The organism is Pedobacter sp. MR22-3, assembly GCF_026240075.1.
In the GTDB taxonomy this organism is placed as follows: domain Bacteria; phylum Bacteroidota; class Bacteroidia; order Sphingobacteriales; family Sphingobacteriaceae; genus Pedobacter.
Genome location: NZ_JAPIVF010000005.1, coordinates 136,202 through 149,881, shown reverse-complemented (window position 1 = coordinate 149,881; position 13,680 = coordinate 136,202). Strand labels below are relative to the sequence as shown.

At 36.2% G+C, this 13,680-nt stretch carries 11 protein-coding genes; 7 read left to right on the top strand and 4 right to left on the bottom strand.

The window, feature by feature from the left end; translation table 11 throughout:
- From OQ267_RS13140 to OQ267_RS13130, 3 genes are all read right to left on the bottom strand, one after another.
- Positions 1-531: a DUF305 domain-containing protein gene (locus tag OQ267_RS13140; protein WP_056095405.1), complete on the bottom strand. Its 531-nt coding sequence runs from the start codon at positions 529-531 to the stop codon at positions 1-3.
- 158 nt (positions 532-689) lie between these two features.
- A complete protein-coding gene (locus OQ267_RS13135) occupies positions 690-1,886 on the bottom strand; it encodes a sulfite oxidase (RefSeq protein WP_008245487.1) in 1,197 nt (398 codons plus the stop codon).
- Between the two features lie 494 nt (positions 1,887-2,380).
- On the bottom strand, positions 2,381-3,034 hold the full coding sequence (locus OQ267_RS13130; RefSeq protein ID WP_265836276.1) for a recombinase family protein: 654 nt from the start codon (positions 3,032-3,034) through the stop codon (positions 2,381-2,383).
- Between the two features lie 863 nt (positions 3,035-3,897).
- On the opposite strand from OQ267_RS13130, the gene OQ267_RS13125 reads away from it, so the two are divergent.
- The 5 genes from OQ267_RS13125 (at position 3,898) to OQ267_RS13105 (ending at position 8,622) form a co-directional block, all read left to right on the top strand.
- Positions 3,898-4,122, top strand: a complete 225-nt coding sequence (locus OQ267_RS13125) for a helix-turn-helix transcriptional regulator (RefSeq protein WP_265836275.1) — start codon at positions 3,898-3,900, stop codon at positions 4,120-4,122.
- Between the two features lie 180 nt (positions 4,123-4,302).
- The gene (locus OQ267_RS13120) at positions 4,303-4,512 is read left to right on the top strand and encodes a hypothetical protein (RefSeq protein WP_265836274.1); all 210 of its coding nucleotides are present in this window, start codon (positions 4,303-4,305) and stop codon (positions 4,510-4,512) included.
- Positions 4,513-4,647: 135 nt separating this feature from the next.
- A complete protein-coding gene (locus tag OQ267_RS13115; RefSeq protein ID WP_265836273.1) occupies positions 4,648-7,011 on the top strand; it encodes an outer membrane beta-barrel protein in 2,364 nt (787 codons plus the stop codon).
- Between the two features lie 10 nt (positions 7,012-7,021).
- Positions 7,022-7,603, top strand: a complete 582-nt coding sequence (locus OQ267_RS13110) for a hypothetical protein (RefSeq protein WP_265836272.1) — start codon at positions 7,022-7,024, stop codon at positions 7,601-7,603.
- A complete protein-coding gene (locus tag OQ267_RS13105) occupies positions 7,600-8,622 on the top strand; it encodes a BF3164 family lipoprotein (RefSeq protein ID WP_265836271.1) in 1,023 nt (340 codons plus the stop codon). Before OQ267_RS13110 ends, OQ267_RS13105 begins: the two co-directional genes overlap by 4 nt.
- Positions 8,623-9,317: 695 nt before the next feature.
- On the opposite strand, the gene OQ267_RS13100 is transcribed toward OQ267_RS13105, so the two are convergent.
- Positions 9,318-10,775, bottom strand: coding sequence for a phosphatase PAP2 family protein (locus OQ267_RS13100; protein WP_265836270.1), 1,458 nt, complete (start codon positions 10,773-10,775; stop codon positions 9,318-9,320).
- Between the two features lie 359 nt (positions 10,776-11,134).
- Here OQ267_RS13100 and OQ267_RS13095 point away from each other — a divergent pair, with 359 nt between their 5' ends.
- The gene (locus OQ267_RS13095) at positions 11,135-12,211 is read left to right on the top strand and encodes a TolC family protein (RefSeq protein WP_265836269.1); all 1,077 of its coding nucleotides are present in this window, start codon (positions 11,135-11,137) and stop codon (positions 12,209-12,211) included.
- Positions 12,212-12,216: 5 nt separating this feature from the next.
- Positions 12,217-13,662, top strand: a complete 1,446-nt coding sequence (locus OQ267_RS13090; RefSeq protein WP_265836268.1) for a RagB/SusD family nutrient uptake outer membrane protein — start codon at positions 12,217-12,219, stop codon at positions 13,660-13,662.
- The last annotated feature ends 18 nt before the right edge of the window (positions 13,663-13,680 follow it).

Genomic DNA, 13,680 nt, shown 5'->3' with positions numbered 1-13,680 from the left:
TTAATGGGAGTTTGTAAATGTCTTCATTTGTTGGATTTCTATCTGTTCATCTGAGATAATATTCTCGGCCAGTCTTTTTACATTTTTATTTTTTCCATACCGCAACTCAACTTTAGCCATGTCGATGGCAGCCTGATGGTGAGGAAGCATTATCCTTGCAAAGGACAGATCAGTATCAGACAATTGTTTTTCTTCAGGCATTTGTTCCATCATCACTTTCATCATCTTCTGGTTGGCGTTTTGATGTTGGTTGCCTGTAGCGATAAATCCTTCAGGATGGCTGAGCAGGAGTCGCATTTGCTGAATCTGGGTTTGTTGCTCAGCTTTGATACTTTTAGCTAGCTGAATCATTTCTTTATTTTTTCCGGTCTTAATCTCTTCTTCTGCCATATCAATAGCACCCTGGTGATGTGGGATCATCATTTGTATGAAATCTCTGTCTGCAGATGTGGTAGCTGATATTTCATCCATCTTCATCATCATATGAGCCATTTGCCCAAGGAAGACATTTTTTTTAGTTGCCATTTGCATGTGTTCATGTTGTGCTCGTGCAGAGAAACTAGCAAATAGTAGAAGTATAGACGTGAATCTGATCATGGTTTGATGTAGAATATTAATTGTGATAAACTGTTTATGCCAAACAAGCCTTATGCGATAACCGCAAGATCCTGAAATTTGTTCTTATTGAGCTATATTACATCTACATCAATTGGCGAGATAAAATTAACCATGTAAGTTCTTCTGTCTAAATCATGCTCCATGGGTTGCGTTTTGCCATTTTGATCTGTCGCTCTAGCCATTAAACTATATCTTCCAGTCTTAGCAGGAACCACCCATTCAAATTCAAATAGCTGCCAGGCGAAAGGGATAGCAGGACCAATTAATTTTGCTGGTTGCCATGAATTTCCTTTATCCGTGCTTATTTCTACTTTCGATAGGTTACTATCACCTGACCATCCTGCACCCCTTACTTGATAAGGTTTTCCAGCCGGCACCGCTTCAAACAATACCGGCCTTGATATTTCAGACTTAACCAATGTAGTGGTTACGGGCGTCAAGGTAGGTAGTCCTTCAACACGCTTCCAGTAAGCATATTCAATCGTCTGCCAATAGCCATCAAACGGCTTTTCAGATGCAGTAATTTTCATCAGCCATTTCACAGATGCCATACCATACCATCCTGGAATAATTGCCCTTGCCGGGAAACCATGTTCAGCACTCAATGGTTTTCCATTCATTTCATAGGCGATGATGATGTGATCCTGCATTGCTATATTTAACGGAATGCTTCGGGCGAATTTGATTTTTCCTGGTGATTTCGGCTCTTCTGTAATCATCCCCTCATCATTCCCTTCCAAAATAATGTCTACCGTACCCACCTTTATGCCAGCCTTCTTTAACAATACGGATAAAGGTACTCCTGTCCATTCAGCATTGCTGATCCCACCTTGTTCCCATCCTAAACCCTTCACTTTTGGGGCGAGGTTAGCACGTCCGTTTCCGGCACATTCTATAGTAGCCATTACCTTTTTTGCAGGAAGCTTTTTAAGTTCGCTCAGATTGATCTTTATGACATGATTGGTGTTGCCGCCAATCTCTAATTCCCAATTTGTAGCATCAATATTGGGAATATTAAAATGACTCCTGATGAAGAACTGGTTATTTGGAGTAATCCTGTTTTTTAACGTAGGAAATGGAAACTCCATATTTAATGGCTTTTTCTCTCGCGTAATAAGTCCTGGAAAGTCATTGTCTTCTCTGGTTTGTTGAATCTCCTTCGCCGAAGCCCAGGATGGTATTGTTGCGCCAGCTATCACCGGGATAATTCCAGTAACAAAATTACGTCTGTTTAACGTGTAGTTTTGTGATGTTTTGTCGTTTTTCATTTCAATAAATGTAGGTGATTACAATATAGCCAAAAATCTCTCATAGGATAACTTGTATTCTTCCTTTTTCTTGATGGTTGAAAGGAAACAACTGTAGACTTTACTTCATCGCTGGCCTGCTAGAAAAGACACAATAGTTCTATAACTGTTTATCAAATACTCATCTCAATTTCTATCAAAAAACGGTCGTTTCCTGAGAACATAAACATAGTTGAAACAATTCATTGAAGAAGCCTTGTGATCAGATATCACAATCATAAATTGCTTTGTAAAACTTATAATATTTTCTTTTTCCGATACTGCCCTTCAACCTTATTGTTTAACAAATTCTCAAAATTAATTATCGCTTCGCAATGCTCAAAGAGGTTCGAACTTCCGCGGATTGACTCTACATTGATTACCAAGCCTTTAGACTTAAAAATCTAAAGGCTTTTTTATTGAAAGTACAACAGCACAGGGCGGTTTAAATATATATCAGCCACTATCCCAAAAAATCAAATCCTACAAATAACAGATAATTTAAGGGAAATTTTATTCGCCTTAAATATTATCATCGAACATTGTAGTTTTGAAACTTGTGAACTAGACTGATTTAAAAGAAATTTAACTATATCTCTTTCTCCATTCAAAATAAATGACTCGTCCAATATTTTAGGCTCTTCATTTTCCACCCGCACAGAATGTTGGTATGCATTTCTGTTTGGTTCCTTGGAAACGGCTCGTACAGTAATAATACCTTTGTTCTTTAGGCGTATAATCAATGGGGCAAGCTTATTTGCAAAATCATCTGCCACTTGCTTGTTAACAATAGATTGCACTTTTCCATTTTCACCTAATTCAATCCCTCTTTTCTTTGCTTCACACAAAACCTCATTTGTTGTTTCACTTATTCTACGTCTCTGTTCTTCCGCTACTGCAGCCAGTATATGAATTATGAACCGATTAGCATTCGGATTATCTACGACAATGATCTCGACCTTATATTTTACAATCCCTGCGATTTGCTTTACATCTCTCCCCAAACGATCAAGTCGTGCCACAATGAGTACTGCTTTCTTTGTTTGCAAAGTTAAGTGCATGAAATAATCCTGATCGTTGTTTTCTTGGCGATTTGACCTCACTAACTTCATCCAAAATTTCGTATTCATTTTGCTTGCGATAGTAATCAAATGAACTTTGTTGAGCTTCTAATCCCAAACTACTTCTTCCTTGGCGTATTGTAGAAATCTTGTAATAGGCGATTGCCTGTTTCATTTTCATCCCCCTCTTTTATTCAGACCTATATGATCGTTTATATTGAACAGGTTTTCGTTAAAATCTGATTAGCCCTAAAAAAAGGCTTTGAAATAGAGGAAGTTGATAAAAGGATATTGGAGATAAATTCCAAGTTTTGTTTATAGGCTAACGATGGTTTGCATATAAACAAAAAATGCAGAGTTATTTTTTTAGATGAAAATTATCCAAACCATATGAAATTATTTATTGAGTACTATTTAAGAAATTGATGTAAAAATCTTAATAGTTGTTTTGCTTGTAATTTTCATCTAGAGAAGGGAGTATTAAATAACTGTGCTACGTTAAAATCAATTAACTGTAATTAATTTCTTATTACACTCCTCTGATTACTAACATTGTCTATTAATATGATATATTAAGATTAAAAATAATTCTTTTCCTACGCACAATTTACAGCTACAAACAAAATTAAAACTAACACAAAAGCTACAGATAAAATGTTAAAAGTTATCTTAAATGCTATTAAATAATTTTATCAAATCTATTATCGTACTAAGTTTATATTTAGAACATGCATAGCAGTATCATTATCCATTTCCAATTTTAGTAGTTGAATATTTTTCATTCGATAGCCTTAATAATTGTGTTTTAATATCCCGTTTTTTAAAGATCTGTTTTTAATTTTTACAAAGGACTTTACCAGTGATTAATTATTTAAATATCTGGTTTTTAAAACATCTAATTTTTATATTAGCTGTATCTAATCTCTTGAATCATGAAAAAAGAAGTCGGGTATGTTATTAAAAAACTTAGGAAAGAACAGCAACTCAAACAGCAATATGTTGCTTTTAAATTAGGTATAACTACAGAAGCATATGCCAATATTGAAAATGGCCGTACGGATATTAATACCAATAAGTTAAGTATGATCAGTTTAATACTAGGGACAAAAGCGTCAGTAATATTATTTTTGGCAGAAACATATATTACGAATATTTGAAACAAAAATAGTATTATTAATGATTACAAAAACCCTAATTTATCCTTAGGCCAAAATAGAATCACTCTTATATATTTTATAGTAAATTTGTTTCATGTTTGGCCAACATAAGGGGATGCTGAAAACCTTAATGAGAGTAAGCAAAATAACCAGCCATTAATTGGCAAAATCTCAAATACTATGTTACGCACTAAAAAAACTTTATTATTTATCGCTCTTGGAGCTATGTTCGCTCAAACAGCAATTTTATTAACGCCAAAAACTGCTTCTGCTACGGAATTAAAATCTGAAATTGTAGCCCCTGAAAACGGAAGTTGCTACCCTGCAAAAAGCCATATCTGTGGTCTTAATGGCCATAACTATAACGATAAATCTTACCAAGGAGGTTAGTTATAACGAGTCCGGGAAATTCCCGGACTCGTTATAATAATTTTTATTTGAAGCATTTCACGGCAACACAGAATATTTGTGTTAGCTAAACAATAAACTGACTCTTTCTATTGTCTATAGAGCCAAAATGACTAAATGAAATTCTTATATATCTTTTTGCTTCTCATCCCTTTTGCATCATTTAGCCAAACGAAGTCGATAAAAATACACCTGACAGATTCTATTACTAAGCAGCCAATTGGCGATGCTACGTTGGAATTGAAAAAAAAATTAGACAATCAACAGGCTACCACAAAAACAAACTCTTCTGGAAATTCTTCGTTTACTTTGATAGCCGGTGGAAAATATGAGATTTCTGCAATAGCGATTGGCTACAAAAAAACAACGAAATCATTTGAAATTATTCAATTATCTAATGATACCTTAGTCGTAAACCTTACTTTAATTCAGTCATCAACAAACTTATCAGACATCAATATTTCGGTACAAAAGAAAATCGTAAAAAGGGAAATTGACCGTTTAATCTATAAAGTATCGGAAGATCCCGATAGTAAATCTTTATCGCTGTTTGAAGTTTTAAGAAAAGTCCCATTAATATCTATCGATGGTGAAAAAAACATACGCATTAAAGGCTCTGCTAACTTCAAAGTATTTATTGATAATAAACCATCAGCATTATTCTCTAGAAATATAGCCGATGCTTTAAGAAATATCCCTGCCAGTTCTATACTCAGGATTGAGGTTATTACCTCCCCTCCAGTAAAATATGATGCGGAGGGTTTAGGAGGAATAATCAACATAATAATGATTAAAAAAGAAAGCGACCTATACGCAGCAAAATTTGGTGTAAGATATTTAACACCAGATGGTCCCTCAGGAAATGCTTCTTTCTCGTATGCAAAAAAGAAATTTGGATTTTCTTTAAACGGAGGTATTTCTCGAATTAAATCGCCAGAAACGGAAACGATTCTTAGCCGTCTATCAAAAACAGATAATACAAACTTCCTTCAAAACAGCCTAAATAACTCAAAAAACAATTTTCAATATGGACAGTTTAGTTCGAGTTACCAGTTTGACTCCTTGAAATTATTAACTGTATCGGCCAGTATTAATGGCAACATCGGAAAAAATTATACGAGACAATCATCTAGATTATTCGGGAACAATAATGCAAACATTGAAAGTTACAATCTTAATTATAATGATATCAATTCTTCCCTCTCGTTTGATATTAATACCAATTATGAGTTACGGTTTAAAAAAAACAATGAAAGAATTTTAACATTTTCTTACGGCTATTCACAGGGAAATGACAAACTCGATAATAATTCAGATCAATTCTCCGATAATCAACTATTAAATAGTACCCAATTCAATGGAGCTGGAAGAAAAGAAAACACCTTTCAGGTTGATCTTTCTTACCCAGTTAAAAAAGTTCAGATCGAAGCAGGCTTAAAAGCAATCTTGCGAAAGAATTTTAGTGATTACTGGTCACAAAATCCAACTAATTACATTGAAAACAATTTTGATTATAATCAGAATGTTTTCAGCTTTTATAACTCGTACTTATTCACAACCAAATCAACGGATATAAAGGCAGGCTTCAGGTTAGAGAGAACGTATTCTAGCATAGACGGTTTCAAGGACAACTCGTCGTTAAATCCTTATTTCAACTTTATCCCTGCTCTATCAATACAGGAAAAACTTTCTGATTCCCACTCTATTACCGCCAGCTACACCAAAAGATTGGAACGCCCTGGTATCTGGGAGCTTAATCCATTCGTAAATAATATCGATCCGCGGAACATTTCGTTTGGAAACCCTTACCTAGGTTCTTCAATGACCAATAATTTTGAGTTGTATTACAACTATTCTGGCAAAGTATCACTAGATATCGGCACAGATTATTCTTTTTCAAAAGGCAATATTGAAATTGTGAACTTATATGATCCTGTAAGTAATGTATTTCAGTCTACTTATCAGAATGGCAGCAAAAAAAGAAATTTAGGAGCAAACATTAGCTTAAGTTTTAAACCTACCAAGTCGATCAGTAGTAATCTCAATTCATCTGTTAGCTATAATAAAATAGAAGGTCAGCTTAACAATGACCATTATTCAAATTCTGGCACCACTTATAATATTTATACTTCCATCTCTAAACGCTTTCAAAAAAATTATCGTGTTAATATTAATGGCTCATACAATAACGGCATTGTACTATTGCAGGGTAAAACATCTTCGATATTAACTTACTCTGCATCGGTAACTAAATCTCTATTGAAAAACAACCTTAATATTACCGCATCCACTACAAACCCTTTTCGAAAATATAGATACTTGGAAAATGACAGGTTTACCGTCGATTCATACCAGACAATGAGAATACAGAATTACGCAAGACAATTCTCCCTAGGTATTAATTACAAATTCGGAAAGCAAAAAGAAACTGTTAAGGAAAGCAGCAAAACTATTTCTAACGACGATTTGAAATCTCACTAAAAATTTAAAAATGAAAAAGCCCTGGTATAAAAAAGATTTTCTCTTTTATCCATTGATAATGGTTATAAGTGCCGGAATTTATTTTTTGGTAGCAAATCTGATTGCACTAAAAGATACTGCAGCCAATCCCAAACCTCTAACTAGAGTTTCAAAAAAGCTTAGGCTAAATGACAGCGTACTCCGCCTCAAAAACATAACAGATACAAATAGTATTCTGAATAGCTTCCTTTCAAAAAGAAACGGAAAAAATATTGCTTTAGTACTGATTGACGGTGGATGTTCGGTTTGCCTTCAAACATTATTTAACTGGAAATCATTTATCGATGAAAATCATATAGATAAAGATCGCATCGTATTTATAGGGTATGATGCATCACTAAAGCAGCTTAACTATTCAATGAAAAAGGTAGTTAAGCTTGATTGCAAAATGTACATTGATAATTCTTACTTGTTGGGTACACTAAATAAAATAGGGCAAGATAGCGATCTTAAAACCCTAATTATAGACAAAGCAGAGAATATTCTTATTCAAAAAGACCCATTTGTTGACACCAAAATTAAACCACAATTTGTTAAATTACTAAGAGAATGAGAAACATCTTACTATTCTGCCTATTACTGTGCGCTTGTAAAAGATCACCAAATTATGTTACAAAAGATTTTAAACAAGTTACACCAAAGCAATATTGGTTAAACTTAGACTCTGTTAAAGCTCCGATCAAATGTTTTGAAATAATAAACAATGAAATTATTGCCATAGATGATGCAAATAATCTACTTACATACGACATTAGCACAAAACAGACTCATAAAATAGTTTCAGAAAAATCTAGCCCTGTAGACTTTATTTCCCCTAAAGAAATTTTTGCTCTTAGTCCAGAAAAGTTTGTTGTATATGACTTAACGAGCGATTCATTTTTTGAATATCTGCACAATGCGGGTAAGTGGGCAATTGGTAAGAGTTTTCAGCTTGATTTCCCACTACATGGTCTACCAAGTATCTCGCCAGTATCTAGTAATCAATTTGTCGCAACGTCCCTTAATAATGTCGAGGGAAAATTAATCATTGGAAAACTATCTCCAAAACCAGAAATAGAAAAATACATTGGAAAAATCGAAAAAAAGGAATCTGAAAATAAGTATATCACAGGAATGATAAACCGTTCTTCTTGTGTTTTTGATAAATGGACAAACAATATTTTTGTTGGAAATTTTTATTCAGACAAACTTGAATGCTATAATTTAAATCAAGAATTAGTGTTTGAAACTAATGGCCCTGATGGCTTTGATCCGATCTATAAAGTAAAAAAAGTACAATCAGATCAAGTATTCGTGAATACCCCAGAAACAAGGGATGCGTTTATTTCTATCACAGCTGATAAAAAATATATTTATGCGTTATATTCAGGCAAGACAACAGCTCAACTTGCAAAGAACGCCGATAAAACCATCTACATCTTTAGTAAGACAGGCATACCAGTTAAAAAAATTCTCGTGAAATCTGATATCGGTTTGATCAAAGCTGATGATGCAACCCAATCTTTATATTGTTATTTTATCGACAATAATCCAAAAACTCAAATTTTGGTTTTTGATACCAAAGGGATCTAAACTAAGACAATAGTGGTTCAATTACTTACAAATTTATTAAATATAGATATTAGACTATTGTTAATTTATATGAATACAGTTTTAGAATTTAAAACTCAATAACAGAGTCTAAAGCTTCATCTGCATCCTTGTGAATGAAATTAGCCTGATTGTGTATTTCAGTGAAAGTGCCCCCTTTGTTCCGGGCCAAACTGGCCACCAATTTGGTTACCGGATGATGCGAATCTAGTTCCTTTCCCTCTGAACAAATATATACTTAGGATCCAAATCCATTTTCCTCAACACTTTTCGGTTTAATCCGTCTCCTGCCCGATTTATCCTCAATTTATACCTTTTTAAAGACCCCAAACCATTCCGAAGGCACTGTAACGCTTAAAAAATGCTGTAATCTCTCAAAATAGCGAAGTGACCGTAGTCCCCCTGAATTGCTGATATGTTCCAGGAGCGATTATTTTATGCAGAAGCCAAGAGATTATCCCCAAAAGCAAGTCGTAAAAAAGCTGATCGAAAGATCAGAACGGCCAGTTTGCCCGGGAATAGGTGGTCACTTTAAAGCGGAATGGGGTGACAGTTTAAATCCGGAATGGGCGGCCATTTTTTGCCGAAATGCCCACGTATGTGCTCAATCGAACATAATTGCGTTTTTTAATCTACCATTTACCTTTTTTGATAAAATTAAGATATAGCTGAAAACTTTAGAACAAAGCTGAAAGACCAAGGCCAAAGGATAGAGATGGAAACTTTATGGGTTTTTGTTTATCAGCCCCTAGGTGATTGTCAGGATGAGAACTGATCAGAATTTTTGTCTCACTATCATAAGCAAGGTAAGTTTTGATACCCAAATGTTGATCGAACTTTTTTTGTAGCGCAATTCCAACGCCCCAACTGAATGATTTTTTGATTTCATAGCGCGCATGAGTATCTGACAAATCTACAGCAGAAGGAACTGATAAAACACCTAACATTAATCTGCTTTCCACTGTCCAGTCAGATCTGATATATTGCCTAAAGATTGGACCGCCTCTCAGAAATTTTCCAGTAAACACCCCTGTTTCCGCCGAACCAAAGTAACTGGAAAAAGGTTGGCTGGCTTCAACATTACGAACTACAGGATGAGCAAAAAAAATCAATTCTGCTCCAATCCCGGCAAATTGATTTACATACCAACCGCCATCTATCGCAATTGTTCTACCGGGTTTAATAAGAAATAGTTCTGAAGATTGCTTCATTAATGGCACCCGATAATCCATCCGCAGGGACATGAAGCCTGAAGGAAATCTATCTGCATCGGCATACCATAACCGTGGGATTTGTAATTGATCAGGTTTCATTAACCTTCCAGCGAGATAGTTTCCAACTTCAGCAGATAATATGCCTATTGCAGCCCCTGCAAATATATCAGAGACCCAATGCCGGTTGTTAAGCTGACGACCCGTAGCGGTCAATGCTGCACTGGTATATCCACCAATACTATACATCATGGAACGATTTCCGTATTCTTGATGGAGGAATGTTGCATTCATAAAAGCATTGGCAGTATGGCCGGAAGGAAAAGAATTTCTTGCTGTACCGTCCGGCCGGTTAATTCTACTGCTGTATTTTAATGTGTTGGTCAATGCAGCCATAATTACTGCTGAAAACGCATAAGAGGTAATTGTCCTCTTGAAAGTATATTTACCCTTAACACCAGCCAGCTTTAATGACAAAACTGTTATTGCCGGCCCATATTGAAGATAATCATCAAATCTATTATGGAATGAAGGGGTATATTGGTTACGAAGCTGCTGAAAGTCCTTCCGCGAATTCCAGCTTGCCACACTTCCCATAAAAAGGGCTGTTGGAACAATACTTTTCTTTAAGAGCACTGTCATTCCCGTCTTCTGGCAGCAATCAGGATCTGAAGCTTGTTTCCAGGTCCAATGAGGTGCGCTAATTATTTGCTCATCAGAAAACTGATGTTTATCTAAAACCGGAGTTTTGCTGTAAACCGAATCAGGAGTTAAGGATGTTTGACCATAAGAACTGACGAACCCAAAACAGCCAAGAAAAATAGCCAGTTTAGAGATCACCAGCCGGCATTTGACTGAATATAATATTTTATTCGCCACAGCTATTTCTCTCATTAAAACAGCAGGATTAATAAAGTGGATCATTAATATGGGGTATTAAAATCATATAGCATCACTATTCACATGACGGAATTCACGATGATGACCACTAACCTTTTTGAAAGTCCTATTGGATTGCTATAAACTGGTAAATCTGCGATGCAGGGATAGAAATTGATCAGGAATTTCAAACCTGGCGGTTAAATTACAACTGAAGGTTTGCATAAAACCGTTCCATCCTGCATACCCCTGATAGCGTAACCATAACCGAAAGGCGGTAAGCAACAGAGATGTTAGGGATTAACATTGGTTTTTAATCAAGTTTAAGTTCGACTTTGATTAGGACTTAAGTGTATAGCAGGTGTCTGATACTTAAACCCAACAAATCAATTGAACACGCAACAATGTCAGTACGTCACCTATTCAAGCTTAAAACATTTATAATATTTTGTGGAATCTCATTTTCATGCTTTCAGGCAAATGCTCAGGGCAGGGACACTCTAGTTTTATCCCTTTCCCAACTGGAGACCCGATTTATAAACAATAACCTCAGGTTGATTGCCCAGCAATACAATATTGACAAAGTAAACGCAGAAACCATCACAGCAAAATTATTCCCAAATCCTGTTTTATCTTTTAGCAACGGATTATATTCTAAAAGCCCGGATACGAATGCGTTCAGCCAACAAACCTATAGCTTTTCACAGCTACTCCTTACTGCAGGAAAAAGAAATAAGGCTATACAGCTTTCAAAAATAAATTTAGAAAATGCTAAAAATGACTTTTTTGATTTATTAAGGACCTTAAAATATAGCTTAAGGATAGATTTTTTCAGCTTGTATTCCCTGGAAGAATCCATTGCGCTGTATAAAAAAGAAATCAAAGCCCTTGAAAAAACGCATACGGCTTTTAAAATACTTTACCAAAAAGGAAATGTCTCCCAAAAGGAACTTTTAAGAATCCAGTCTTTGATGTACGCCCTTCAGGCAGAACACGTAAATCTCATGAGTCAGGCGAATGCACTACAGGGAGAGCTCAGACAGCTGATCAGGGCAGATAAACAGGAAATAATCAAACCCAATATTTCTTTTGGCTTGATAGACAGTGTTAATATCACTAAAATTTCTTATCAAAGATTGCTAGACTCTGCACTTTTAAACAGACAGGATTTAAAGTTGGCAAGATCATCTGATGCTCAAAGTCGGAGAGACGTTACTTATTACAGCCGTGCAGACATTAACGTGGTGAGTGCATCTTATATTAAAATGCGTGACATTACGCTTTCTTACAGCCTGCCTTCCTTATGGATTAAAAAGCTGAAAGCCGATCAGGTTACTTTGCGTGCCCAGGTTTCCAACATAATGTTATGGAAAGCAAATAATGACGGTATTGATCCGGAATTCCAGGAAGCCAGTTTAGCCTTCAGGAATCTGCGGATTAACCAGGGCTCCGTATCATTTGGTTTGAACGTAAAATTCTAATAAACATGAAACAGATATTTAAAAATATAAAAACTGCGGTTGTGCTTGCCTTGCTTTCAACCGTTTTTTTCTCCTGTAAAAAGTCTTTTCTGGAAGTGACTCCGAAAGGCAAGCTAATTGCGCAAACCGTATCAGACTATAATTTGCTGCTCAATAACCTGGACCTGATTAATCAAATCTCCTCAAATGCGCAGATCACTTTGGGCGATGAAATGGCTGCAATTGAACCTTATTACAGCGGAAAGACTTTAAGGACACAGCGCTTGTTCCGCTGGGACGATGTAGTTTATGAACCTAATGAAGATGCCGGCGAACTTTCTGCCCCATTGAAAAATATTTATACCTACAACAAAATTATTACCGAATTGCCCAATGCCACAGATGGAACCGAACTACAAAAATCGTCCATCAAGGCTGAAGCAATGGCAGGCAGGGCATGGACCTATTTTCTATTGATTAATTATTTCGGTAAGCCCTATAATGCCACGACATCTGCCAGTGATCCGGGTTTCCCGATTGTAACCGCACCCGATGTCACGCAAACAAAATTTACAAGGGCAAGCGTAAAAGATGTGTATGATTTTATTATAAACGACCTGGTTAGTGCTATTCCTAACCTGCCTCAGAAAGTAAGCTCCCGCATCCGGATGTCGAGACCTGCGGCTGAAGGAATTTTAGGTAAGGTATATGTGTATATGGGCAAGTTTTCAGATGCGCTACCCCATTTAAATGCATCGATACAAGGCTTGGCCAATGCATCCATCCCGGTAGGGCTTTATGATTATAATGTAAGCTTTGCGCCAGGCGGACAATTTACGCCAATTGACGATTTTGGCGTTCCATATCCAAACCTGGATGGAATTCAGGAAAATATATATGGAAAACAGTGTTATAACGACGGACCTTTTGGAAATGCACTTGTACTCGATAAAAAGACGGTTGATTTGTATCAACCGTCAGATTTAAGGCTGAATTTTTATTCGTCAAATGCCGTCTTCGGTCCTGAATACCCTCAGGGTTTTCTCAGAAGGACCAGTCCTGGCACCATTCAATTTGGGGTGGTTATTCCGGATTTGTATCTCCTGAGTGCAGAATGTAAGGCACGTACCAACGATTTATCTGGCGCGAAAACGGATTTGGAATACCTGCGTATCAGAAGGTTGCCGTCAGATAGCTACGAGGTACCGACTTCCGTTGCCAATCAGCAGCTGCCCTTGTTGAAATATATCCTTGATGAGCGCATCAGAGAATTTTCAGCCATGGGTTACCGATGGTTCGACATGAGAAGGCTTTCAGTAGATCCACTCTTTAGTTCCAATGCCTATACCCACACATTATATTCGGCAACAGGTACGGTCAGTAAGACATTTACCTTAAAGCCAAATCGTTTTACACTCCGTTTTCCTCAAAAGGTAATTAATGAGAATCCGGGTATGGAAAACAACCCATAAATGTAAACCATAATTTTT